The organism is Vibrio sp. 1402 (assembly GCF_033340275.1).
In genome coordinates this window covers 31106-57139 of the sequence record NZ_JAWOWE010000008.1, presented here as the reverse complement: position 1 = coordinate 57139, position 26034 = coordinate 31106, and the positions used below count along the sequence as shown (strand labels likewise).

Sequence of the window (26034 nt, the reverse complement as noted above, 5' to 3'; positions counted from 1 at the left end):
TTATTCTTCGTCGACAAGAGGCCAACCGCCTAGGGCCTTCCATTTGTTGACGATGCCACAGAATAACTCTGCAGTTTGTTGTGTATCGTAAAGGGCAGAATGTGCCTCACGATTGTCGAATTCCATCCCTGCAGCTTTACATGCTTTAGCGAGAACAGTTTGACCATAAGCAAGCCCACTTAATGTTGCGGTATCAAAAGTGGCAAATGGATGGAAAGGGACTCTTTTTAGTTTGCAGCGCTCGTTAGCTGCATTAACAAAACTTAAGTCGAAAGCAGCGTTGTGTGCCACCATGATGGCGCGTGAACAATCGGCCGCTTTTTGCTCTTTACGGATCAGCTTGTAGATTTCTTTGAGTGCTTCTTGTTCTGAAACTGCTCCACGTAAAGGGCTGAATGGGTCACGAATACCATTGAATTCAAGGGCTTCTTTTTCTAAGTTCGCGCCTTCGAAAGGTTCGATATGAAAATGAATGGTCGAGGCAGGATGCAAATCGCCATTTTCATCCATGCTAAGGGTAACGGCGCAGATTTCTAAAAGTGCATCAGTTTGAGCATTGAAACCTGCGGTCTCAACATCAACTACCACTGGAAAATAACCACGAAAACGTTTTTTCAGGGTCAGAGCTTCATTTTCTATTGTCATGTTGGCTTATATTTGTGTGACGAAGGCTGCATTATTGCAGATTCTACCGATGAGAAAAACCGCAATTTAAGAGAAAACCGGAATTCTATTTTGCATCCAATCAATAAGTTTGTATTGCATATTATGTAGACGTTCATTCGCCATACTTTGCATCGTGTAAACCGATAAAACATGAGGAAGTAAAACGCTAAGTGGCGGTTAAGGTGATTGGAACACGGTGGCTCACATTAATGTCAGTGTGACAGATAGCCCTATATTGGCGAGATTTTTGCATGCCGGTTGAGGTGGTTTTATTGATGCAAATTGACGGCAACAGACTGCCGTTTAAGAGACAGTATTAGATGAAGAAATGGCTGATTACCAGTGGTGTTGTATTTTCGTTGTTTAGCACAAGCAGCTTCGCTTTGATGGGCAAACGTTATGCTGCAACTCCACAGCAATCTCAATGGGAAATGGTGGTCAATACACCATTAGAATGTCAGCTTGTACACCCCATTCCAAGCTTTGGAGATGCGGTGTTTTCATCTCGTGCGAATAAAAAAATTAATTTAGACTTTGAGTTAAAAATGCGTCGTCCGATGGGAGAAACACGTAACGTCAGTCTCATTTCTATGCCGCCACCTTGGCGACCAGGTGAACACGCCGATCGAATTACAAACCTAAAGTTTTTTAAACAGTTTGATGGTTATGTCGGAGGGCAAACAGCATGGGGCATTTTGTCTGAGCTGGAAAAAGGCCGTTATCCGACTTTTAGTTACCAAGATTGGCAGAGCCGAGATCAGAGAATTGAAGTCGCATTGTCATCAGTACTATTTCAAAACAAGTACAACGCGTTTAGCGATTGTATTTCCAACTTATTGAAATACAGTTTCGAGGACATTGCTTTTACGATTTTGCACTACGAAAGACAAGGTGATCAGTTAACCAAGGCTTCTAAAAAGCGTTTATCACAAATTGCAGATTATATCCGACATAATCAAGATATCGATCTCGTGCTGGTGGCGACGTACACAGATTCAACCGATGGTAAAAGTGCGAGTCAAAGTTTATCAGAGCGACGTGCAGAGTCACTTCGTGATTACTTTCAGTCTCTAGGGCTACCGGAAGATCGAATTCAAGTGCAAGGGTACGGCAAGCGTCGTCCTATTGCAGATAACGGTTCGCCAATAGGAAAAGACAAAAACCGCCGAGTCGTGATATCTCTAGGGCGAACCCAAGTGTGATGCTTATAAAAACGCCGAAGCTGAAAGCTTCGGCGTTTTTGATTTACTGACGTTGTTAATAATATTTTAGTGGTATTTTGCCAAGCACGTTTCGGTGATTCCTGCTGTATAATTTGAATGTTAGTTTAAGCGGAATTTGGCAATGACTTCGCAATTGGTGGCGGTATCGATTTTTTCAACCTGTTTGGCAATAGCCGGATTAGGGTGACGCTTCATAAAGTCTATCAACGCCTTAGTACAGCATCCTATCGAGTCGATAAAGCTTGCACACTCTTTATTTGGGCATTGTGGGATAAGTGTTAAGACCTTTTCAGAGGCCAGTTGAAGGTATTTGAGTTCATAGTCAGTATCTCCAGCCCAACGCCAGAACTGAGCTAAGTTATGACAAGAAATCACAGAAATTAATAATCGCTCGTCCGCCTCAATTTCCACACATTCGCTGATATCTTCACTCAGGCTTAGGGCTTGCTGGTAATGAAGAATGCTGCGAACAGGGTCATCTAGTTGAAGTGCCGTATCGGCTAGAAGTGTGTGTTTTTCCCATTCACTGATCATTATCGTAATCCCGCATATCGAAGTTGCGGATAAATCTAAACGATAACTATTATCAAGTAAAGAGTTTTGTTTATAAAAGGACAGGCAGATCGCAGACCTGCCTGTAATCGGAGTTCAACTTGCAGTACAAGTGATTATTAGAAGTGCCGCTTAGCCTTCAAGACCTGCTGAAGCTTGCTTGTTTTGAATAAGCTCAATCATATAACCATCTGGGTCTTTTACGAATGCAATGTGCGTGCTTCCGCCTTTTACTGGACCTGGCTCACGCGTCACATTACCGCCCGCCGCTTTGATAGCGTCGCAAGTTGTGTAGATATCGTCAACACCAATGGCGATATGACCAAAAGCGGTACCTAAGTCATACTCAGTTTTACCCCAGTTGTAAGTCAGTTCGATCACTGCACCTTGGGATTCGTCACCATAACCAAGAAACGCTAGCGTGTATTCGTACTCTTTATTTTCGTTAGTACGAAGCAGCTGCATGCCCATAACTTCAGTGTAAAACTTGATGGATTTGTCTAGATCACCTACGCGAAGCATAGTGTGGAGAATTCGACCGTTTGACATTTTTTGCTCCTAGCTTTGATTTACAAATAGCATTAGCTATCTGGGTATACTTTCTCTTTATATTCGCACAAATCTTCGATAATACAGCTACCGCAGCGAGGCTTTCTTGCTACGCACGTATAACGACCATGAAGAATGAGCCAGTGGTGCACATCGAGTTTGAACTCTTTTGGCACAACTTTTAATAGCTTCTGCTCGACATCATCAACCGTTTTTCCCATCGCAAATTTAGTGCGATTCGACACGCGATAAATGTGCGTATCGACGGCAATAGTTGGCCAACCAAAAGCGGTGTTGAGCACGACGTTTGCGGTCTTGCGACCTACGCCTGGTAGCGCTTCTAACGCGGCACGATCTTCAGGAACTTCACCATTGTGTTTTTCCAACAAGATCTTACAAGTCTTGATTGTGTTTTCTGCCTTTGAGTTAAACAAACCGATGGTCTTTATGTATTCTTTTAAGCCATCGACTCCCAAATCGAGAATACTTTGTGGTGTATTAGCGACAGGGAAAAGCTTGTCGGTGGCTTTATTGACACTTACATCGGTTGCTTGCGCTGATAGTAATACCGCGATTAGCAGTTCAAAAGGGGAGCTCCAGTTAAGCTCAGTTTGAGGATTCGGATTGTTTTCTCGTAATCGCTCAAGAATTTCGATTCTTTTTATTTTGTTCATTGCTGACTTCCAATACCGTCTCTGCGGTTTATGAAAAAGGCTCCTATGACAGAGCCTTATCTTGTTATGCGTTGGTGACGCGAGCACGTTCTATGGTTGGTTTTTCTTCTTTAGGTTGACGTGCCTGGACTGAATTATCGATGACATTTTTAAGCGCTATCAACAGACCAACACCGATAAATGCACCGGGTGGAAGAAGCGCTAGCAGAAAGCTGTTGTCAAATTGGAAAACTTGAATCCGTAGAGCTGAAGCCCAGTCTCCTAGGAGAAGGTCTGCTCCGTCGAATAGTGTGCCATTACCAATTAATTCGCGCATGGCACCTAAAACAACCAAGACGCTCGTCATACCAAGGCCCATCCACAAACCATCTAGCGCAGCGGGTGCAACATCATTTTTTGACGCGTAAGCTTCTGCTCGGCCAATAATAATGCAGTTCGTTACAATCAGAGGAATAAAGATACCTAGAGACAGGTACAAACCGTACGCATAGGCATTCATTAACAACTGAACGCAGGTAACGAGTGAGGCAATGATCATAACGAATACAGGTATACGGATCTCTTTTGGCACATAGTTACGGATAAGAGAAACTGTTACGTTGGATCCAACTAGCACGAGTAAGGTTGCAATACCAAGACCTAATGCATTGGTTATCGTGGAAGAAACCGCTAGCAGTGGACATAAGCCCAGCAGTTGTACGAGAGCGGGGTTATTACTCCACATACCGTTTTTCATCAGTAATTTATTCTCATTCATTACTGCTCTCCTTCACAGCCTAACGGCTGGCTAAGAATGTCTTCACGAGATTGGTTTACGTAGTTAACGGTATTTCGCACCACTTTTACGACGGCTCTTGGCGTGATCGTTGCACCAGTAAATTGATCGAAATCGCCGCCATCTTTACGAACTTTCCACGAATTCCAATTGTTTTCCGTGACTTGTTTTCCTGTAAAGCTCAGGATCCAGTCGGTGACACGAAGATCGATTTTATCGCCCAGACCAGGGGTTTCTTGGTGGTTTAGGACGCGTGTCCCCAAAATATTGCCCTGATTATCAATCCCAGTAATCACTTTTATCTCACCATTGTAGCCATCTGGCGCGATAGATTCTATTGCGATTGCTGTTGGTTCACCATTCTTCGTGGCGAGGTAGGCTGGCATCGCACGTAATGTCCCCAGATCTGGAGACGTGACCATTGTACAAGCTTGCGTGAGTGCGTTGTCATGCATGTTTTCTGGAATGACTTGATTCAAAACAGAAAGTAATTGTTTTTGCTCTTGTACCTTGATTTGGTCTTTTGTTAGGTACTGAGTAAGGGCGACTAATCCGGTTGTTGCACATGCAAATATCGCGAGTGTCAGACCATTTTTTCTAATAGCGGTTAACATGTTTACCTCAGTGACCGTAAGTTCTAGGTTTGGTGTAGTAATCGATCAGTGGCACACACATATTTGCAAGCAACACTGCAAATGCAACACCATCTGGGAAACCGCCCCAACTGCGAATGATAAAGACCAAAGCACCAATAAGCGCACCGAAGATTAAACGTCCTTTGACGGTGGTAGACGCCGAAACGGGATCGGTTGCAATAAAGAATGCGCCAAGCATGGTTGCACCAGATAACAAGTGTAAAACTGGCGACGCAGTTTCCCCTGGCGTCAGCAACGTGAACACTAGGCTAAACAGAGTCAGACTCGCAAGGAAACCTGCTGGAATATACCATTGGATGATACGCTTTTTGATCATGACTATGCCGCCAAGAAGGTAAGCAAGGTTTACCCATTGCCAACCAATACCACCTAAGCCATCAAATATTGGCTGCGACATTACTTCGCTTGGAGTGGCACCTGTAAGAATGCCAGTCTTAAATGCATCAAGTGGTGTCGCCATTGTCACGCCGTCAACACCTGAGCGAACTTGCTGAAGTGATAAGCCGTCGTAATCATAGCCCGTAAAAATTAAAGAGAGTGTATCTGCAAAATTTACATGATCAGGTATGAGTGATGTCGGTGCACTCCAACTCGTCATTTGTACTGGGAAAGAGATCAACAAGACCACATAAGCGACCATTGCAGGGTTGAATAAGTTTTGTCCAAGGCCACCATAGAGGTGTTTAGCGATTACTATCGCAAAAATAAGCCCGATCACCATAATCCACCACGGAGACCATGGTGGTATAGCAACGGCTAACAACCAAGCGGTAACTATTGCACTGTTATCACGTAGCGCTCTCATTGGTGAGCGTTTACGACAGATCATGACTAAGGCTTCAAGGGATACAGCGACTGCAATGGCAAAAATCAGCTGAATAAGCGTACCCCAGCCAAAGAAGTAGGTTTGAGCTACTAAACCTGGAAGTGCGCAAAGTGCCACCCATTTCATTAAGTCTGGCGTACTACGACGACTGTGGGTATGCGGTGAACTGGCAATAAAAAACGACACTACTCGTTCTCCTCAGTATTATTTTTATTAGCTTCTTGTTGCGCTTTGCGTGCCTTCGCGCGCGCAATTGCTGCGGCAACCGCGGCTTTCTTCGGATCCACTTCTGGTTCTTCGGAGGTTGCTTCTTCAACAGGCTCTGTTTGCGTTTCTTGCTTCGCTTTGCGCGCTTTGGCTCGAGCGATGGCAGCAGCCACGGCGGCTTTTTTCGGATCGTCGGTTTGCTCGGCAGGTGCTTCAGCTTCTTCCGCTTCAGTTGAGTCTGCTTGTTTCGCTTTACGAGCCTTCGCGCGTGCAATTGCTGCGGCAACCGCGGCTTTCTTCGGATCGTCGGTTTGCTCGGCAGGTGCGTCAGCTTCTTCCGCTTCAGTTGAGTCTGCTTGTTTCGCTTTACGCGCTTTGGCACGTGCAATGGCAGCAGCCACTGCGGCTTTCTTCGGATCGTCGGTTTGCTCAGCAGGTGCTTTAGCTTCTTCCGCTTCAGTTGAGTCTGCTTGTTTCGCTTTACGTGCTTTGGCACGTGCAATCGCGGCAGCCACGGCGGCTTTTTTCGGATCTTTGGTTTGCTCGGCAGGTGCTTCGGCTTCTTCCGCTTCAATTGAGTCTGCTTGCTTCGCTTTTCGTGCTTTGGCACGTGCAATCGCAGCAGCCACGGCGGCTTTTTTCGGATCTTCGGTTTGCTCGGCCGGTGCGTCAGCTTCTTCCGCTTCGGTTGAGTCTGCTTGCTTAGCTTTGCGCGCTTTGGCTCGAGCAATTGCAGCGGCAACTGCGGCTTTTTTCGGATCGTCGGTTTGCTCAGCAGGTGCGTCAGCTTCTTCCGCTTCAGTTGAGTCTGCTTGCTTCGCTTTACGTGCTTTGGCACGTGCAATGGCAGCAGCAACCGCGGCTTTTTTCGGATCGCCGTCTTGCTGCGCAGACGTTTCCGATTCTACAGATTCAGTTGAATCTTCTTGTTGTGCTTTTTTCGCTTTAGCTCGGGCGATGGCGGCCGCAACTGCCGATTTTTTATCATCAGCGTTATTGTCTGGCGTTTCGCCTTGTTCTTTTTGCGCTTTACGTTCGCGAGCAAGACGTTTGCGTTCTTCGCGCAGTTTTGCCATTTCTGAGTTATCAGGTTCACTAGAGCCTGCTTTAGCTGCTGCCGCTTGTTTAGCCTTCGCTTTGGCAATGGCTGCCGCTACGGCTGGTTTTACTGCTGGCTCTGCTTTTTCAGTGGTTTCTGTCTTTTGAGCTTTCACTCGTGCGATCGCTGCTGCTATCGCATCATCGCTACCAGAAGACTTCATCTCTTTTCGGCGTTGATCGGCAGCTTTCTTGAAGCGATTTTCACGTTCTGCTTTTTCGCGTTCCATACGCGCTTTTTTCTCTTCAAAACGCAGTTTTGCTCGCTCTGCAGCTTCCGCTTCTTGTGTTCTAGTTCTAATTTCTGCTTTCGCTTGGCGGTAGTACTGTACGAGCGGAATTTCACTTGGACATACAAACGCACAAGCGCCGCACTCGATACAATCCTTTAAGTTTAATTCTTCGAGTTTGTCATACTCTTCAGCTTTCGCATGCCATTGCAGTTGTTGAGGCAGCAGCGAAGCAGGGCATGCTTCGGCACATTGGCTACAGCGAATACATTCCATCTCATACTGGTGCGGAGAGATCTCACGACGAGTCGGAGCAAGGATACAGTTTGCTGTCTTGGTAATCGGCACTTGGGAGTGAGGAAGGGTAAAGCCCATCATTGGCCCACCCATAATTAAACGCTGTAACTTCTTATCTGCTTTATAGCCAAACTCATCCAACAGTGCTTGTACTGGTGTCCCTAATAATGCCCAAACGTTGCGTGGTTGTTTGAAGGTTTTACCAGTGAGAGTCACGATGCGTTTTATCATCGGCTCACCGTCGATGACTGCGCGTTTTATAGCGTAAAGAGAACCAACATTCTGAACCAAAATACCAATATCGGCTGGAATCGCGCCACTTGGCACTTCTTTATTGGTTAAAATTTTGATCAGCTGTTTTTCACCGCCAGAAGGGTATTTAGTTGGGATAACGCGAATAACGATATCTTTGTTTATAGCCGCAGCTTCTAGCGCTTTGATTGCTTCTGGTTTGTTGTCTTCAATGCCAATAATCGTGAGCTTTGGTGTCAGGATATGTTCGACAATTTCGATACCTTGAATAAGCTCTTCGGCATGTTCTTGCATGAGCTTGTCATCAGACGTGATGTATGGCTCGCACTCTGCTGCATTAACGATAAGAATCTCGGTACGAGCAAAACCTGATTGGATTTTTTTTGCAGTAGGGAAGCCTGCGCCACCCATACCAGAAATACCAGCGAGACGAATAACATCAATCAGTGCGTCAGGGGTTTCTTGTTGGTAATCTGCGACGGGGTTTCTTTCACACCATGCATCGTTACCATCAGGCGTGATGACAGCGCACAATTCACTTAACCCAGAAGGGTGCGCGACAGTTCGTGGCTCAATCGCGGTGAGCGTACCTGATGTTGGAGCATGCACTGGAACCGTAAAGCCGGTCTCCGATTGCGTTAATGGCTGACCTTTTAATACGTAGTCACCTTCGGCAACCAGTAGGTTACCCGCTTTACCAATGTGCTGTTTTAGCGGCAATACAATTTCTGACGGGATAGCCGCATGAGCGAGTTCAGTTTTGTTGGACTGCTTTTTATTTTCTGCCGGATGCACACCACCTGGGAAATCCCAAAGCGCGCCTGTACGAATTTGTTCAATCAAAGACAACATGTGAAACCTTACTTAATTGAATCTTTCACGTTCGCTGCATTGTCGGCAGCATCCGTAATGTTAAGTACCGGAATGGAGTGAAGTTGCCACTTCCAGCTTTCTGTGGTCGTTGCCACAGGAATCATTTCAATACAATCAGTCGGACATGGGGCAACACACAAGTCACAGCCCGTACATTCGTCTTTGATTACGGTATGGACCGCCTTTGTTCCGCCTACAATTGCATCCACCGGACACGCCTGAATACACTTAGTGCAGCCAATACACATGTCTTCATGAATAAACGCAACGGTTGGAATTTTGCTGTCGAGATCGTGCGCAGATTCTTCTGGCTCAACACCCATTAAGTCGGCGAGCTTTTCGATTGTTGCCTGACCACCAGGTGGACATTTGTTTATGTGGTCGCCATTTGCAATTGCTTCAGCATAAGGGCGGCAACCAGGGTAGCCACATTGACCGCATTGAGTTTGCGGTAAAATGGCGTCGATTTGATCCACAATAGGGTCCGCTTCAACTTTAAAGCGAATAGAAGCAAAACCAAGTATCGCGCCGAAAATCGCAGCCAGAACCGCTAACGCGATAATCGCAATTAAAATCGTACTCATCGCTTACTTCACCAAACCTGTAAAGCCCATAAAGGCGAGTGACATTAAACCTGCTGTAATCATTGCTATTGATGCACCTTTAAAAGGTACAGGAACGTCGGCGGCGGCTATGCGCTCTCGCATGGATGCAAAAAGTATCAACACCAATGAGAAACCAACAGCGGCGCCGAAGCCGTAGATGATCGATTCAATAAAGTTATGGTTTTCATTAATGTTAAGAAGTGCCACGCCCAATACTGCGCAGTTTGTTGTGATCAGCGGTAAGAAAATGCCAAGCAAGCGATAAAGCGTCGGGCTGGTTTTGTGCACAACCATTTCGGTGAACTGCACCACAACGGCTATCACCAAAATAAAACTCATGGTTCGAAGGTACTCAATACCTAGTGGACGAAGGATGTAGCTTTCCACTAAATACGCACACACTGACGCGAGCGTTAGCACAAAAGTTGTCGCTAAGCCCATACCTATTGCTGTTTCCAGTTTTTTGGACACGCCCATGAAAGGACATAGGCCCAAAAACTTCACCAGTACAAAGTTGTTCACCAGCACAGTGCCGACCAACAACAAAACATATTCGGTCATAGTTATTACGTTCTTAAAATCCGATCTTGATATTATCGTGTTTTGTGACACCAATAACAACCAGTGAACGATGTGGTTTTACATACACGATGGAAAAATAGTCGTCTATTTGATCTATTTTGATGAATCAATAAGAAATTGAATCGTTTGCTGAATGTATTGTTAGCGAGAGGATACTACCTATTAATTTTCATCTAATGTGTGATTTTAAAAAAAGCCCGCCTCTCCCAGGTAGAAAAGAGAGGCGGGCAATGCATATTTACAAGCTAATTATTTAAACTTTCTGAGTGCTTGATGGACTGTGTTTATATCTTATTCGTGAAGGTACGAGTGATGACGTCTTGCTGTTGCTCTGTCGTTAGAGAGTTAAAACGTACCGCATAACCAGACACTCGAATCGTCAACTGAGGGTATTTCTCTGGATGTTCAACCGCATCCAATAACATCTCTCGGTCTAGAACGTTGACGTTAAGGTGTTGACCACCTTCAATCGCAATGCCCTCGTTGCTTGCTTCGTGATGGAAGTAACCATCCATTAGCGCAGCTAGGTTCTTCTTCTGACTCAAGTCATCTTTACCCAATGCGCTCGGCACAATTGAGAAAGTGTAAGAAATACCATCTTTAGCGTAAGCAAACGGTAATTTAGAAACCGATGCCAGAGACGCAACCGCCCCTTTTTCATCACGACCGTGCATTGGGTTTGCACCCGGTCCAAAAGGCATACCTGCGAGACGGCCATCAGGTGTATTACCCGTTTTTTTACCGTAAACCACGTTAGATGTGATTGTTAAAATCGATTGAGTTGGCACTGCTTCGCGGTAGGTGTGCATCTTCTGAATTTTCTTCATGAAGCGCTCAACTAGATCACAAGCGATGTCATCAACACGGGCATCGTTGTTACCAAATTTTGGATAATCACCTTCGATTTCAAAATCAACGGCGATGCCATCTTCATCACGAACAGGTTTCACGGTCGCGTATTTAATTGCCGCCAAAGAGTCAGCGACAACAGACAGACCTGCAATACCACACGCCATCGTGCGGTGCACGTCGCGATCCATCAGTGCCATCAGTGATGCTTCGTAGCTGTAACGGTCATGTGAGTAATGGATGATGTTCAACGCTGTGACGTATTGCGTTGCTAGCCACTCCAACATATTGTCGAAACGAGGCATCAAAGCGTCAAAGTCGAGAATTTCATCTTGAACTTTGTCCACTACCGGACCCACTTGCGCTTTCGATTTTTCATCGATACCACCATTGATGGTGTAAAGCAGTGCTTTTGCAAGGTTGGCACGTGCACCAAAGAATTGCATGTGCTGACCAACAACCTGCGGGCTCACACAACAGGCAATCGCGTAGTCGTCATTGTCGAAATCAGGACGCATTAGATCGTCGTTTTCGTATTGAACCGAAGAGGTATCAATCGACACTTTTGCAGCATATTGTTTGAACGCTTCAGGTAATTGCTCTGACCAAAGAATCGTCATGTTTGGCTCAGGAGCAGGGCCCATAGTATGTAGAGTATGTAAGTACCGGAATGTCGTTTTAGATACTAGCGTACGGCCATCAACGCCCATACCAGCCATGGCTTCGGTTGCCCAGATTGGGTCGCCAGAGAACAATGAATCGTATTCTGGTGTGCGTAGGAAGCGAACCATGCGTAGCTTCATGATGAAGTGGTCAATCATTTCTTGCGCTTGTGATTCATCAATCAAACCGTTTGCTATATCGCGTTCTAGATAGACGTCTAGGAAAGTCGAAGTACGGCCCAGTGACATTGCTGCGCCGTTTTGCGATTTAACCGCCGCTAGGTAGCCAAAGTAGGTAAATTGGATCGCTTCTTGTGCAGTTTTTGCAGGTAGCGACATATCAATGCCGTATTTCAGACCCATTTGACGAATGTCTTCAAGCGCTTGAACTTGATCGGCTATTTCTTCGCGCAGACGAAGTGTTTTCTCAAGATCGTTGCCTTGTTCTAAGAACGTTTGTGTTGAGTTGTATTGTTCTTTTTTGTCTGCTTTTAAGAAGTCGATACCGTATAGGGCGAGACGGCGATAGTCACCAATGATACGACCACGGCCATAAGCATCAGGAAGGCCCGTGATGATGCCGGATTTACGACAGGCTAGAATTTCTTTGGTGTAAAGGTCGAAACACGATTTGTTGTGAGTTTTACGGTATTCAGTGAAGATCTTTTCAACCGTTGGATCCAGTTCGCGGCCATAAACTTCGCACGAGTTTTTTACCATGCGAATCCCGCCATTGGCGATGATTGCACGTTTTAGCGGTTGATCAGTTTGTAAGCCAACGATCTTTTCCAGATCTTTGTTGATGTAGCCTGCATCGTGGGAAGTGATTGTTGAGGGCAAGTCTGTGTCAAAATCAATAGGGGCGTGTGTGCGGCTTTCTTGTTTTATGCCTTCAAGCACTTGGTTCCATAATGCTGAAGTGGATTTGCTAACCTCGGCTAAGAAAGACTCGTCTCCCTCATAGGGTGTATAGTTTTTTTGGATGAAGTCACGAGTGTTGACAGAGTTTTGCCATTCACCAGCAGTAAATCCAGCCCATGCATCTAGCATGTCAGTTGTCGGAATAGTCATAAGTAAATCCCTAAGTTATTGATAATTAGAATGGAGGCGACGAGTAGGACGGAACCATTCTTAACCCTTTTAATCGTATGGATTTATTTATTATGAGTAAAATGAATGCTTTTCATTTTTTCAATGATTAAATTGCATTAATAATAGATTCAATTAGTTATGATTGTTTTTTTGCTAGGAAAGAGACAGAATTAAATGTGTGGTACTGTGAGAACACTATCTATGACAATGTTATGAGTTCTGTAATTTGAACTTATTTCGGTGTGATTTTATGGCGCCTAGATTGGCTTAGATTTCCTGGCGATTAAGATACAAAAAAAGCCGTGTCTTGCGACACGGCTTTTCTATAATCTGGCTCCTCCTGCTGGGCTCGAACCAGCGACCTGCGGATTAACAGTCCGTCGCTCTACCAACTGAGCTAAGGAGGAATTGCTTTGCTTGAAAGCGGGACGAATCTTACCGAGCACTCAAACTACTGTCAACAGTAAAAAAATACATTTTTAGCAAAAAATATTGAGTTAAGGGCTTTACTTTTCTGTATGGCTTGCCAGTAAAGGCTCGAGGTTAGTTATCCACTAAATTTGTGGATAAGTATGTTGATGAGATCTGGGTAAAGAAAGTTGATATGCAACTAAGTTTTTATTTAATGAATTTTTAGTCGGAGTTATGCGTAAAATAAGCAAATAAAACAAAGATTTATCGATGTTAATCAAAAGGTATTCAAAGTGGATAAAAATCAATCTTTTGGGGATAAGAAAGTTTTAAGCTAATTTTTGGGGAAAAGTTGTGGAAACTATAATGTGAAGAATGTGTGTAGCTCTTCAACTAGGGCGAAGTACTATATCAGAGTCACTTTTGTATGGCTATAGCATTCTAGACAAACAAGAAAATTTATTAACAATGATGGTTAAATTCTCGATAGACGTAGATTTCATTAGCTAAGGTGTATATATATACAGCCAAAGCGCAGTAAAATTGAGGAAGGGTATGAGTAAAGTCTATGAATTGGTCTCCGATTATCAGCCGTCGGGCGATCAACCAGGAGCGATCAATCAGTTGCTTGAGGGGCTCGATGCTGGGCTAGCACATCAAACATTGTTGGGGGTCACAGGCTCAGGTAAAACCTTCACACTAGCGAATGTGATTGCTCAAGCCCAACGACCTGCAATATTACTTGCGCCAAACAAAACGCTTGCTGCTCAGTTATATGGTGAGATGAAGTCATTCTTTCCTAATAATGCGGTTGAGTATTTTGTTTCTTACTATGATTACTACCAACCTGAAGCATATGTTCCCACAACAGATACTTTCATTGAAAAGGACGCTTCGGTTAACGCCCACATTGAGCAAATGAGACTGTCTGCCACTAAAGCTTTATTGGAACGGAAAGACGCTATTATCGTTGCTTCGGTTTCAGCTATCTATGGTTTGGGTGATCCGGAATCCTACTTACAAATGATGCTTCATTTGCGACGTGGAGATGTGATTGATCAGCGTGATATGCTTCGTCGCCTAGCGGAGCTCCAATACTCACGCAATGATGTTGCTTTTGAGCGAGGGCAGTTCCGTGTCCGTGGCGAGGTGATTGATATATTCCCTGCTGAATCAGACCAAGACGCTGTGCGCGTTGAGATGTTTGACGATGAGGTGGATTGCATCAGTGTGTTCGACCCATTGACAGGCGTGGTGAAACAACGAGACTTGCCGCGCTATACCATCTATCCCAAGACGCACTATGTGACGCCAAGAGATCGCATTCTTGAAGCGATTGAAAATATTAAAGTCGAACTAGAAGTGCGCAAAAAGCAGCTTCTAGATAACAACAAGCTACTGGAAGAGCAGCGAATTAGCCAGCGCACTCAATTCGATATCGAAATGATGAATGAGTTGGGCTTTTGCTCCGGTATCGAAAACTATTCTCGTTATCTCAGTGGACGCTCGGAAGGTGAGCCGCCACCAACCCTGTTTGACTACTTACCTCATGATGGCTTGTTGATCATCGATGAATCTCACGTGACAGTACCGCAGATAGGTGCCATGTATAAAGGTGACCGTTCGCGTAAAGAAACGCTAGTGGAGTTTGGTTTCCGGTTACCTTCAGCTTTGGATAATCGTCCACTGAAGTTTGAGGAGTTTGAAGCACTAGCACCACAAACGATTTTCGTCTCTGCTACGCCCGGAAATTACGAACTAGAAAAATCGGCGGGTGATGTGGCGGATCAAGTCGTTCGTCCAACAGGCTTGCTTGACCCTGAGTTGGAGGTTCGCCCAGTAGCGACCCAAGTCGACGACCTATTGTCTGAGATTCGTATTCGCGCTGCTAAAGATGAGCGAGTTCTGGTTACAACACTGACCAAACGAATGGCTGAAGATCTCACCGAATACCTTCACGAACATGATGTTAAGGTACGTTATTTACACTCAGACATTGATACTGTTGAGCGTGTGGAAATTATCCGTGACCTTCGCCTTGGAGAATTTGACGTGCTGGTGGGAATCAACTTATTGAGAGAGGGCCTGGATATGCCAGAGGTCTCGTTAGTTGCAATTTTGGATGCGGATAAAGAGGGCTTCTTGCGGTCTGAACGCTCACTCATTCAGACCATTGGTCGTGCTGCACGAAACATCGAAGGTAAGGCGATTTTATACGCTGACCGAATCACCAACTCAATGAAAAAGGCGATGGATGAAACTAACCGTCGTCGCGAGAAGCAGGAAGCGTACAACGAAGAAATGGGTATTTCGCCACAAGCGCTCAAACGAAATATCAAAGACATCATGGAACTTGGCGATATCACTAAGTCTAAACGCCAGCGTAACACTAAACAGGTACCATTATCGAAAGTGGCGGAGCCTTCGCAAACTTACGAGGCACTGTCCCCTCAGCAGCTAGAAAAAGAAATCAGTCGACTGGAGGCGGCGATGTATCAGCATGCGCAAGATTTAGAATTTGAGTTAGCGGCACAAAAGCGTGACGAGATTGAAAAACTACGAGCGCAGTTCATCGCAAATAGTTGAACAAACTTACCGATTTAGCTATCCAAGCATTTTAGGTCGCTTGTAAAAAAAAGAAGCCAATAGGCAGTCGGGTCTATTGGCTTGTTTTGTGAACATATCGTTCACTAACAACGTCAGTTGGCTAGGTGACCCGAGGGGTCACTATCGTTACAGCATGGTTTGTGCCACTTTTTAAATAATTGATATTATTTTTGAATTTTTTCCTTTGCCCATAATTTAGCTAATGTTATTTGCAAAATGCAAAGCGTAATGCGATTATTGTTTAAAACACAACAAAATAATAGCTAGGTTATGCAACAAAAACCCGAAGGCCCAAAGTCTCGTTACCTTTTAATGGTCGAGGACACCGCATCTGTTGCGGCTCTGTACCGCTCATACCTGACACCGCTTGGCATAGATATCAATATTGTCGGCACAGGTAGGGATGCCATTGAGAGCCTAAATCATCGAATTCCAGATCTTATTTTACTCGATCTCCGTCTGCCAGATATGACGGGGATGGACGTTTTACATGCCGTTAAAAAGAGTCATCCCGACGTACCTATAATCTTTATGACCGCTCACGGTTCTATCGATACCGCTGTCGAGGCCATGCGTCATGGCTCACAAGACTTTCTAATTAAACCGTGTGAAGCAGACCGTTTACGTGTCACGGTTAACAATGCAATTCGTAAAGCGACCAAGCTAAAAAATGAAGCCGATAATCCAGGCAATCAGAGCTATCAGGGGTTTATCGGCAGTAGCCAAACCATGCAGCAGGTTTACCGTACGATAGATTCCGCGGCGAGCAGTAAAGCGAGTATTTTTATCACTGGTGAAAGTGGTACTGGTAAAGAGGTATGTGCCGAGGCAATCCACGCAGCAAGTAAACGTGGTGACAAACCTTTTATTGCAATTAACTGTGCTGCAATTCCAAAAGATTTGATTGAGAGTGAACTGTTTGGTCACGTAAAAGGGGCCTTTACTGGTGCTGCGAATGATCGTCAAGGTGCTGCTGAGTTAGCGGATGGCGGCACACTTTTTCTAGATGAGCTTTGTGAGATGGACTTGGATTTACAAACCAAGTTGCTACGATTTATTCAAACGGGCACATTCCAAAAAGTGGGTTCCTCAAAAATGAAGAGCGTGGATGTGCGCTTTGTTTGTGCCACTAACCGTGATCCTTGGAAAGAGGTACAAGAAGGTCGATTCCGTGAAGATTTGTACTATCGTTTGTATGTCATTCCTTTGCATTTACCGCCTTTACGCGAACGAGGCGAAGATGTTATTGAAATTGCATACTCACTGTTAGGTTACATGTCACACGAAGAAGGAAAAAGCTTCATACGTTTTGCGCCTGATGTCATCGAGCGATTCAACAGCTATGAGTGGCCGGGTAACGTTCGTCAGTTACAAAACGTGCTACGCAATATCGTTGTTCTAAACAACGGTAAAGAGATTACGTTGGACATGTTACCGCCACCGTTGAATCAACCGCTTGACCGTCCGTCGTCTGTGGCTAAATTAATTGAGCCGAAAGCGATGACCGCATCTGAGATTATGCCATTATGGATGACGGAAAAAATGGCAATCGAGCAAGCGATTGAAGCATGTGATGGCAATATTCCTCGAGCGGCGGGATACCTTGATGTCAGTCCGTCGACGATTTACCGCAAGTTACAGGCATGGAACGGCAAGGAAGAGCGGCAAAAAGTATGAGTGTAAATGTATTAAATCAGCAAAAAATAGATGAACTGTCGATGGAAATTGGCAGTGACAACGTACCTGTACTGTTCGATATCTTCCTAGGAGAAATGGATACCTATATCGAGAACTTATCCCAACTACAGGGGGCAGAGCGATTAGCTTACTCAAAAGAAATCAGCCACGCGTTGAAAAGTAGTGCTGCGAGCTTTGGGGCAGATCGCCTTTGTGAACTGGCGATGTCCATAGACAAAAAAGCGAAAGCCGGTGAGTTGACTGTGGAGTCTGAGGAGTTAGAGGCTATGTTCGATCTTTTGCACGAAACTCGAGATGCTTATCGCTCTTGGCGACAGTAACTATTTATTCCTATTAACCATTTTTTCTTAGTAAACATCTGTTCTTACTGGATGCCTGAACTAAAACCCTTCGATGACAGAAGGGTTTTCATTATCAATAAACACCTTGAAAGAGGGCGCTAGCCAGGTAACGCGCTCTTAAATAGAAAGTTGTAGCTGACTTTCAATCGCTAGCTTGAGCTTGTTTCTATCGTGACGCCAGTCTCGGTTAGAGGAGGCGAGTGACTCCGTCACTACATTCCATTGACTTAAGACGTCTTGCTCGGTTTTCTCTGCTAGAACCACGTCTATTTTTCTTCCTTGACAGGCACGTTCACACCATTCTAATTTTTGAGCCATCGTCATTCGTCCCGCTGGGCCGTATTCTGGACTCAGGTTAGCAACAAAAATGACTTTTGCTTTTGTGTTTGCTGCAATCGCTTTGCCGAGTTCAGGCAGCAATAAAGGAGGCATGATACTAGTTAAAAAACTGCCAGGGCCAAGAATAATCGCGTCCGCTTCCGCCAAAGCTGTGATGGCTTCTTTGGTAGCAGGCACTTCTGGTGAAAGATCCAAACGTCGCAAGTCTGCTTTCATTTCGTCGACATTTGTTTCTCCCGTAACCCACTTCCCATCTACGGATAACGCGGAAAGATCCGAAGGGTGTTCGGACATAGGAAGGATGTTAACGTCGACTTTTAACATATTGCGAATCAGATTAATGGCATCTAAAGGTCTGACCGATAAGTTATCGAGTGCAGTAAGCATCAAATTACCAAGATTATGACCATCAAGTTCGCCAGTGCCTTTGAAGCGATATTCAAACATCATAGAACTGATCGAAGGCTCTGTAATGAGCTGATTAATACAGTTACGTGTGTCTCCCCAAGCGATTCCTCCTTGGCAGTGACGAATTCTTCCTGTTGAACCACCATTGTCAGTCGTGGCAACAATCCCAGTTGCATTGCTGCCAAAATCTCGTAATGCGGCCAGCATTCGACCTAAGCCATGACCACCGCCAACAGCGACCACTTTTTTATCTGTGTAGATATTCATTATGTTCTTCTAATAATCTAATAAAAAACGGCTACAATTTATCTTAAGGAGTGTCTTAAAGGTACTCACTTAGCGGTAAATTGTGTCTCTAGAGAGTTTTTTATCACTCAAGTCTGGATTCCATTACAAATATTAAGTATTTTACACCGCAAAGCTATCAGAGATTTCATATCTCTGGTTGCCATAACTCCGAGCTCACTATTGCTAAGTCCTTGGATAAGCGTTTTGAGCCAGTGGCGTACTGTCACAAGGGCATGATTGGAAATGGCCATGCCTCCCGTGTTTGGAAAGGTGTTCCGTGGCGCAACAATTCGAAGACAAATTTCATCGTAAGTTTTATTACTTGCGTCTGTCTGTGACCGACGTATGTAATTTCAAATGTACCTATTGCCTTCCTGATGGCTATAAGCCTTCGGGCAATAAAAACTCGTCTTTTTTATCTCTCCCTGAAATCAAACGGGTCGTAAAAGCATTCGCTGATTGTGGCACGTCAAAAGTGCGCATCACTGGTGGTGAGCCTAGCTTACGCAAAGATTTTACCGACATTATCCATTCAGTAGCGGCGACGCCTGGCATTCAAAAAGTTGCAACGACAACCAATGGCTATCGCATGGCAAAACAAGTCGCAGATTGGCGTGAAGCGGGTTTAACCCACATTAATGTCAGTGTGGATAGCCTTGACCCGCGTATGTTTCATCAAATCACAGGTGAAAATAAGTTTACTGAAGTCATGAATGGTATCGAACGTGCGTTCGAGGTCGGTTATGAGCAAGTAAAAGTTAATGTGGTGTTGATGAAAGATCTGAACCATCACGAGCTGCCAGCGTTTCTTAACTGGATAAAAGATCGTCCAATCCAACTGCGTTTCATTGAGTTGATGCAAACGGGTGAGATGGATGAGCTATTTAATAAGCACCATGTATCCGGAGTGGCAATTCGTAACCAGCTAATTGCAAATGGTTGGTTGCTGAAAGTACGCTCGCATAATGATGGTCCTGCGCAAGTATTTGTTCATCCTGATTACAAGGGTGAAATAGGTCTTATCATGCCTTATGAAAAAGACTTTTGTGAAAGCTGCAACCGACTGCGCGTTTCTGCGATGGGTAAGCTGCACCTATGTCTGTTTGGAGACTACGGTGTAGAATTGCGTGATCTTTTGGAACGTGATGAGCAAGAGAGTGAGCTTATTGAACGTATCCAGGCGCAGTTACAAACCAAGTCGGTAAGCCATTTCTTGCATGATGGCAATACTGGTATGACGCCACACCTCGCGTCTATCGGCGGCTAACTTCATTCAACTTTTAGAGCGAGCTTAGTGATAAGCTGGCTCTAACTTTTTCCGAATCGATACCAAGCGTATCAAAGCTAATTAAGAGAATAGGTGAACAAATGGGTCACGCTGAAAGCAAATTCCAACCTGCAAATATTGCCGTTCTAACGGTATCTGACACTCGTACTGAAGAAAACGATACCTCTGGTCGTTACCTAGCTGAGCATGCTCAAGAAGCGGGTCACAACGTAGTAGACAAGCAAATTGTTATTGATGACATGTACAAGATCCGCGCGATTGTTTCTCAATGGATTGCTGATGAAAGCGTACAAGCGATCATGATTACTGGCGGTACAGGTTTCACCTCACGTGATAGCACGCCAGAAGCACTTAAGCCTCTATTTGATAAAGAAGTTGAAGGTTTTGGTGAGTTGTTCCGTATGGTGTCGTACGAAGAGATCGGTACGTCTACGATTCAGTCTCGTGCGATTGCTGGTTTTGCTAACCACACCGTGATCTTCGCAATGCCAGGTTCAACTGGTGCGTGCCGCACAGGCTGGACAAAAATTATTAAACAGCAGTTGGATGCAAGTCATCGCCCTTGTAACTTCATGCCACACCTATCTGTATAACCTTTCCTAAAAGCGAAGGAAAAACAATGACCCAATTTACACATATCAATGCTTCTGGCGAAGCAAACATGGTTGACGTGTCAGCAAAAACGGAAACGGTTCGTGAAGCTCGTGCTGAAGCATTTGTTCACATGGCCCCAGAAACACTTCAACTGATTGTCTCTGGCCAGCACCATAAAGGTGATGTATTTGCGACGGCTCGTATTGCTGGTATTCAAGCTGCGAAGAAAACCTGGGATTTGATTCCACTTTGTCATCCGCTACTACTCTCTAAAGTTGAAGTTCAACTGGAAGCTATCGAAGCAGAGAACAAAGTTCGCATCGAATCAGTATGTAAACTTGCGGGTAAAACTGGTGTGGAAATGGAAGCGCTCACGGCAGCTTCCGTTGCTGCTCTAACGATTTACGATATGTGTAAAGCAGTACAAAAAGACATGGTCATTGGTCAAGTTCGTCTATTAGAGAAAACGGGTGGTAAATCTGGTCACTTTAAGGTGGAATCATGATTAAAGTACTTTTCTTTGCTCAAACTCGCGAGCTGATTGGCATCGACAGTGTTGAGTTAGACGGGCCGTTTGAAACGGTTGAATCAATTCGTGCACATCTAGTGGAAGAAGGCACTGAGAAAGATGGCAAGTGGGATTTAGCGCTCGAGCCAGGAAAGCTACTTGCTGCAGTGAACCAATCTATCGTCCCTCTGGATACACAAGTAAAAGCAGGTGATGAAGTTGCGTTTTTCCCGCCGGTAACTGGGGGTTAAGATGGATTCTCGTGTTTCTGTACAAATTGAAGACTTTTCGGTTGAGCAAGAATATCAACGTCTATCTGAAGGGACGGCTGCCGGCGCTGTCGTTACATTCGTTGGTAAAGTTCGAGATATGAACCTTGGGGATAATGTGATTGGTTTACATCTAGAGCACTATCCGGGGATGACAGAGAAGAGCTTGAGCGACATTTGTGATCAAGCTGAGTCTCGCTGGCCACTATTAGGTGTACGCGTGATTCATCGCGTCGGAGACATGGATAGCGGTGATCAAATTGTATTTGTGGGCGTTTCCAGTGCGCACCGCGGCGCGGCATTTGATGCGTGCGAGTTCATCATGGATTATCTGAAAACCCAAGCACCATTTTGGAAAAAAGAGCGTACGACGAATGAAGATCGTTGGGTTGAGTCGCGCGACACCGATCATCAAGCTGCACAGCGTTGGGAAAAATAGAACTAACCCGCATTCTAGTGAAAAAAGCTAAGTGCTAATGGTACTTAGCTTTTTTTGTATTTATCTTCATTGTATTGCTCACTTTGTTTCAATATTTCCTATCTTTTGTCTGGTGATATTCTTCACAATAAAAGTTTTTTGCCCAATATATAAACAATTATTTGTTAGACTTGATTTGTCATAAATGTTAAATGATGTGTAAATATCTAGCATAAGATGCTAGTAAATGGTTTAAACTCAGATTAATCGAAAGTTTCGCCTGTTAAATGTCGCTTCTGGTCTTTATTTGGCTGGTGAATGCTTTGGGGTTAGAGTTTACTGCTAGATATGTGTGGTTTAGTCAGCATTATTGGTTTTTTTGCTACATTTTTATGGCAAATTACTTCAATGATTGCTAATGTGTGCCGCAGTCTTTGTAAGGTTTTAGACTTTTGTGCTCAGAAAGTGCACTAAAAAAATCTAAAACTCTGACCGTTCCAGGCCCTTACAAAGAAGTCATGGATGCTAACGAAAAAATTTGGAGTTTTACGCATGTATAAGAATAAAATCACGCGCGCTTTATTTATTGGTGCTGGTCTTTCTCTCGCTCTAGCTGGTTGTGGTGAAAAGCCTGCGGAGAAACAAGCTGCTGAGCCTGCTCCGGCTCCAGCCCCTGAAGCTAAATCTGATTCTAAAGAGCCAAAACTTGCTGCTGTTCAAGAATTGGTGCGTGGTAACGGTACAGAAGTTGCGACAATAGACCCTCATAAATCTCAAGGTGTTCCAGAATCCCACGTGATTCGCGATCTTCTTGAAGGCCTTGTAAACCAAGATGCGGACGGTAACACTATCCCTGGTGTTGCAGAATCTTGGGAAACTGAAGACAACAAAACATACACTTTCCACTTACGTGAAGACGCAAAATGGTCAAACGGTGATCCTGTCACTGCAGGTGATTTCGTTTACAGCTTCCAACGTGCAGTCGATCCAGCAACCGCCTCTCCATATGCTTGGTACATGGAATACACCAAGATGAAGAACGCAAAAGACATTGTTGCAGGTAAAAAAGATAAGAGCGAGTTAGGTGTTAAAGCGGTTGACGACCACACGTTAGTGGTTGAGTTAGATACTGCAGTACCATATTTTGTAATGATGATGGGCCACACGACAGTGAAACCTGTTCATCAAGCAACTGTTGAAAAGTTCGGCGATCAATGGACGAAGCCAGAGAACTTTGTAGGTAACGGTGCTTATGTTGTTGACAACTGGGTTGTAAACGAGCGTTTGGTTCTAAAACGTAACGAACAGTACTGGGACAACGAAAACACGACGCTTGACCAAGTTACTTTCCTACCAATCGAGAACCAAGTAGCGGAAATGAACCGCTTCCTAGCGGGTGAAATCGACTTCACGAATGAGCTGCCTACAGAGCACTTCAAGCGTCTGAAGAAAGAGCACCCACAAGAAGTGTCTGTAACCGGTAACTTATGTACTTACTACTACATCTTCAATACGAAGAAAAAGCCGTTTGATGATGTTCGTGTGCGTAAAGCGATTTCTTATGCGATTGACCGTAACATTGTGACCGATGCGATTTTAGGTCAAGGTCAAAAGCCAGCTTACTTCCTAACACCTGAAATTACGGCAGGTTTCAACCCAGAAATTCCTGCATACGGCAAAATGACGCAAGAAGAGCGTAACGCAGAAGCTGCGCGTCTATTGGAAGAAGCGGGTTACGGCGCAGACAACCCTCTTGAATTTAACCTTCTATACAATACATCAGAGAACCACAAGAAACTTGCGGTTGCACTGGGTTCAATGTGGAAGAAGACACTTGGTCTAGATGTTACGCTAGAAAACCAAGAGTGGAAAACTTACCTATCTACCAAAGATTCTGGCAACTTTGAGGTTGCTCGTGCAGGTTGGTGTGGCGACTACAACGAAGCTTCATCTTTCCTAACGCTGATGATGAGTAATAACACTACTGGTGGTATTCACTACGACAGCAAAGAGTACGATGCGATCATGAACAAAGCATTTGCTTCAACTTCTGACGAAGAGCGCCAAGCACTTTACCTAGAAGCAGAGAAGTTGATGGCAAAAGATATGCCAATCGCACCTATCTACCAGTACGTGAAATCACGTCTACTATCACCGAAAGTTGGTGGCTTCCCAGTAAATAACGCGGAAGACAAGATTTACTCTAAAGATCTCTACATCACAGAGTAATTCGTAACTCGATAGAACTATAAAAATGAGGCCCTACATGTGAGAAATTGCATGTAGCGCCTATCTTTAGTCCAAAAGAATTGGACGACTTCTTTAATTTAACTGTCACAGACTGAAAGAGTGAGTTTATGCTTAAATTCATCGCAAAAAGGATATTTGAGGCGATCCCAACAATGTTGGTTTTGATCACCGTATCTTTCTTTCTTATGCGCTTTGCACCGGGAAACCCTTTCTCTACAGAGCGTCCATTGCCACCCGAAGTAATGGCAAATATCGAAGCTAAATATGGCTTGGATAAACCTGTATTTGAACAATACACCACGTATTTGACCAATGTTATCCAAGGTGATTTCGGACCGTCATTTAAATACCTTGATTACTCAGTAAACGAGCTGATCGCGGTTGCCTTACCTGTTTCGGCTAAAGTGGGCTTCATCGCCTTTATCTTTACTTTGATAATGGGGGTTACCGTCGGTACCATTGCTGCGCTCAAGCAAAATACTTGGATTGATTACACCATTATGTCGACTGCGATGCTTGGTGTCGTTATGCCATCCTTTGTATTAGCGCCTGCGCTTATCTACATATTCTCGCTTCATTGGAATATCTTCCCTGCGGGCGGTTGGCAAGATGGTAGCTGGCAGTATTTAGTGCTTCCTGTTATTGGTATGTCGCTACTGTATGTTGCTACCTTTGCTCGTATCACGCGTGGTTCGATGATCGAAACCCTAAACAGTAACTTTATTCGTACGGCACGTGCTAAAGGTTTAAGTTATCGTTACATCATTATCAAACACGCTCTTAAGCCGGCACTTCTCCCTGTTGTTTCTTACATGGGCCCAGCTTTCGTAGGTATCATCACCGGTTCCGTTGTTATCGAAACCATTTTTGGTCTGCCTGGTATTGGTAAACTATTCGTTAACGCTGCATTTAACCGTGACTACTCGCTAGTAATGGGGGTAACCATTCTGATTGGTTTCCTATTTATTCTATTCAACGCGATTGTAGATATTTTACTTGCAATGATTGACCCGAAAATTCGCTACTAACAGGGACGTTTGGTTATGTTAACGAAAAAAGAAAACCTAGAAGCGATTGAGAAATTCTCCGAAAACTTGGAGATTGAAGGTCGCAGTCTTTGGCAAGATGCTCGTATCCGTTTCATGCGCAACAAAGCGGCGATGGTGAGCTTATTCCTTCTTATTCTAATGACGTTGGCGGTTATTATCCTGCCAATGATCGCACCGTACACATTTGATGATACTGACTGGTACGCGATGCACGTTGCACCGAATGCTGACCATTGGTTTGGTACTGACAGCTTAGGCCGTGATTTATACGTGCGTACGCTAATTGGAGGTCGTATTTCGTTGATGGTAGGTGTTATGGGTGCATTTGTAGCGGTACTGATTGGTACGCTCTACGGCGCAGCATCTGGTTTCATCGGCGGTAAAGTTGACCGCGTAATGATGCGTATTCTAGAAATTTTATACGCGGTACCGTTTATGTTCCTGGTGATTGTACTGGTAACATTCTTCGGTCGTAACATCATGCTGATCTTCGTTGCGATTGGTGCTATCGCATGGCTAGATATGGCGCGTATCGTACGTGGTCAGACTCTTAGTCTACGTAGCAAGGAGTTTATCGAAGCGGCACATGTGTGTGGTGTAAGCAACTGGAAAATCATTACTCGTCATATCGTACCGAACGTACTGGGTATTGTAGCGGTATACTCTACGCTGCTTATCCCAAGTATGATTCTAACGGAATCATTCCTATCATTCCTTGGTCTTGGTGTTCAGGAACCAATGACAAGTTGGGGCGCTCTTCTACAAGAAGGTGCACAGACAATGGAAGTAGCAATCTGGCAGCTGGCATTCCCAGCAGTGTTCATGGTTGTGACGCTATTCTGCTTCAACTACGTTGGTGACGGCCTGCGCGATGCGCTGGATCCAAAAGACAGATAAT

The 26034-nt window shown here is 44.6% G+C and carries 24 protein-coding genes, 1 tRNA gene and 1 riboswitch; of the genes, 12 read left to right on the top strand and 13 right to left on the bottom strand.

Annotated features, from left to right (window positions below):
• On the bottom strand, positions 1–645 hold the full coding sequence (gene rnt / locus R7044_RS15870) for a ribonuclease T (RefSeq protein ID WP_005439693.1): 645 nt from the start codon (positions 643–645) through the stop codon (positions 1–3).
• Positions 646–986: 341 nt separating this feature from the next.
• On the opposite strand from rnt, the gene motY reads away from it, so the two are divergent.
• On the top strand, positions 987–1868 hold the full coding sequence (gene motY / locus R7044_RS15865) for a flagellar protein MotY (RefSeq protein WP_005384887.1): 882 nt from the start codon (positions 987–989) through the stop codon (positions 1866–1868).
• Between the two features lie 120 nt (positions 1869–1988).
• Here the strand turns inward: motY and R7044_RS15860 are convergent, their stop codons facing one another.
• From R7044_RS15860 to R7044_RS15810, 11 genes are all read right to left on the bottom strand, one after another.
• Positions 1989–2423, bottom strand: coding sequence for a DUF2753 domain-containing protein (locus tag R7044_RS15860; RefSeq protein ID WP_005384886.1), 435 nt, complete (start codon positions 2421–2423; stop codon positions 1989–1991).
• A 150-nt stretch (positions 2424–2573) separates the two neighbouring features.
• Positions 2574–2990, bottom strand: coding sequence for a lactoylglutathione lyase (gloA, locus tag R7044_RS15855; RefSeq protein ID WP_005380739.1), 417 nt, complete (start codon positions 2988–2990; stop codon positions 2574–2576).
• Positions 2991–3022: 32 nt separating this feature from the next.
• A complete protein-coding gene (nth, locus tag R7044_RS15850) occupies positions 3023–3664 on the bottom strand; it encodes an endonuclease III (protein WP_005380743.1) in 642 nt (213 codons plus the stop codon).
• 64 nt (positions 3665–3728) lie between these two features.
• Entirely contained in the window at positions 3729–4421 is a 693-nt protein-coding gene (locus R7044_RS15845) for an electron transport complex subunit E (RefSeq protein WP_054867993.1), read from the bottom strand.
• A complete protein-coding gene (gene rsxG, locus R7044_RS15840) occupies positions 4421–5053 on the bottom strand; it encodes an electron transport complex subunit RsxG (RefSeq protein WP_005380747.1) in 633 nt (210 codons plus the stop codon). The genes R7044_RS15845 and rsxG overlap by 1 nt, the downstream gene beginning before the upstream one ends.
• Positions 5054–5060: 7 nt before the next feature.
• Positions 5061–6107, bottom strand: coding sequence for an electron transport complex subunit RsxD (gene rsxD / locus R7044_RS15835; RefSeq protein WP_005390256.1), 1047 nt, complete (start codon positions 6105–6107; stop codon positions 5061–5063).
• On the bottom strand, positions 6107–8857 hold the full coding sequence (rsxC, locus tag R7044_RS15830; protein WP_225455676.1) for an electron transport complex subunit RsxC: 2751 nt from the start codon (positions 8855–8857) through the stop codon (positions 6107–6109). The genes rsxD and rsxC overlap by 1 nt, the downstream gene beginning before the upstream one ends.
• Positions 8858–8865: 8 nt before the next feature.
• Positions 8866–9462 carry an electron transport complex subunit RsxB gene (gene rsxB / locus R7044_RS15825; protein ID WP_005380760.1) on the bottom strand — a complete coding sequence of 199 codons (597 nt, stop codon included), beginning with the start codon at positions 9460–9462 and terminating at the stop codon, positions 8866–8868.
• A 3-nt stretch (positions 9463–9465) separates the two neighbouring features.
• Positions 9466–10044: an electron transport complex subunit RsxA gene (gene rsxA, locus R7044_RS15820; RefSeq protein ID WP_005380762.1), complete on the bottom strand. Its 579-nt coding sequence runs from the start codon at positions 10042–10044 to the stop codon at positions 9466–9468.
• A gap of 305 nt (positions 10045–10349) precedes the next feature.
• Positions 10350–12647, bottom strand: a complete 2298-nt coding sequence (pflB, locus tag R7044_RS15815; RefSeq protein WP_225455675.1) for a formate C-acetyltransferase — start codon at positions 12645–12647, stop codon at positions 10350–10352.
• Between the two features lie 352 nt (positions 12648–12999).
• Positions 13000–13075: transfer RNA gene (locus tag R7044_RS15810), tRNA-Asn, on the bottom strand.
• 559 nt (positions 13076–13634) lie between these two features.
• On the opposite strand from R7044_RS15810, the gene uvrB reads away from it, so the two are divergent.
• From uvrB to luxU, 3 genes are all read left to right on the top strand, one after another.
• Positions 13635–15665 (top strand): excinuclease ABC subunit UvrB, encoded by a 2031-nt coding sequence (gene uvrB / locus R7044_RS15805; protein WP_017636056.1) that lies wholly within the window; start codon positions 13635–13637, stop codon positions 15663–15665.
• A 291-nt stretch (positions 15666–15956) separates the two neighbouring features.
• The gene (luxO, locus tag R7044_RS15800) at positions 15957–17363 is read left to right on the top strand and encodes a quorum-sensing sigma-54 dependent transcriptional regulator LuxO (RefSeq protein WP_005380768.1); all 1407 of its coding nucleotides are present in this window, start codon (positions 15957–15959) and stop codon (positions 17361–17363) included.
• Positions 17360–17704 carry a quorum-sensing phosphorelay protein LuxU gene (luxU, locus tag R7044_RS15795; protein WP_225455674.1) on the top strand — a complete coding sequence of 115 codons (345 nt, stop codon included), beginning with the start codon at positions 17360–17362 and terminating at the stop codon, positions 17702–17704. The genes luxO and luxU overlap by 4 nt, the downstream gene beginning before the upstream one ends.
• Before the next feature lie 138 nt (positions 17705–17842).
• On the opposite strand, the gene R7044_RS15790 is transcribed toward luxU, so the two are convergent.
• The gene (locus R7044_RS15790; RefSeq protein ID WP_025767209.1) at positions 17843–18739 is read right to left on the bottom strand and encodes a YvcK family protein; all 897 of its coding nucleotides are present in this window, start codon (positions 18737–18739) and stop codon (positions 17843–17845) included.
• Between the two features lie 175 nt (positions 18740–18914).
• Positions 18915–19049, top strand: a riboswitch (molybdenum cofactor riboswitch).
• Here R7044_RS15790 and moaA point away from each other — a divergent pair.
• The 8 genes from moaA (at position 19038) to oppC (ending at position 26033) form a co-directional block, all read left to right on the top strand.
• On the top strand, positions 19038–20027 hold the full coding sequence (gene moaA / locus R7044_RS15785) for a GTP 3',8-cyclase MoaA (protein ID WP_005380776.1): 990 nt from the start codon (positions 19038–19040) through the stop codon (positions 20025–20027). (Overlaps the previous riboswitch by 12 nt.)
• A 101-nt stretch (positions 20028–20128) precedes the next feature.
• The gene (moaB, locus tag R7044_RS15780; protein WP_005388935.1) at positions 20129–20641 is read left to right on the top strand and encodes a molybdenum cofactor biosynthesis protein B; all 513 of its coding nucleotides are present in this window, start codon (positions 20129–20131) and stop codon (positions 20639–20641) included.
• A gap of 26 nt (positions 20642–20667) precedes the next feature.
• On the top strand, positions 20668–21147 hold the full coding sequence (moaC, locus tag R7044_RS15775; RefSeq protein ID WP_005380779.1) for a cyclic pyranopterin monophosphate synthase MoaC: 480 nt from the start codon (positions 20668–20670) through the stop codon (positions 21145–21147).
• On the top strand, positions 21144–21401 hold the full coding sequence (gene moaD / locus R7044_RS15770) for a molybdopterin synthase sulfur carrier subunit (protein ID WP_017636051.1): 258 nt from the start codon (positions 21144–21146) through the stop codon (positions 21399–21401). The genes moaC and moaD overlap by 4 nt, the downstream gene beginning before the upstream one ends.
• 1 nt (position 21402) lies before the next feature.
• Positions 21403–21858 carry a molybdopterin synthase catalytic subunit MoaE gene (gene moaE, locus R7044_RS15765; protein ID WP_017821374.1) on the top strand — a complete coding sequence of 152 codons (456 nt, stop codon included), beginning with the start codon at positions 21403–21405 and terminating at the stop codon, positions 21856–21858.
• Between the two features lie 531 nt (positions 21859–22389).
• A complete protein-coding gene (locus R7044_RS15760; protein ID WP_017633862.1) occupies positions 22390–24066 on the top strand; it encodes an ABC transporter substrate-binding protein in 1677 nt (558 codons plus the stop codon).
• Positions 24067–24194: 128 nt separating this feature from the next.
• Entirely contained in the window at positions 24195–25115 is a 921-nt protein-coding gene (oppB, locus tag R7044_RS15755) for an oligopeptide ABC transporter permease OppB (RefSeq protein WP_005380786.1), read from the top strand.
• 15 nt (positions 25116–25130) lie between these two features.
• On the top strand, positions 25131–26033 hold the full coding sequence (oppC, locus tag R7044_RS15750; protein ID WP_005380790.1) for an oligopeptide ABC transporter permease OppC: 903 nt from the start codon (positions 25131–25133) through the stop codon (positions 26031–26033).
• The last annotated feature ends 1 nt before the right edge of the window (position 26034 follow it).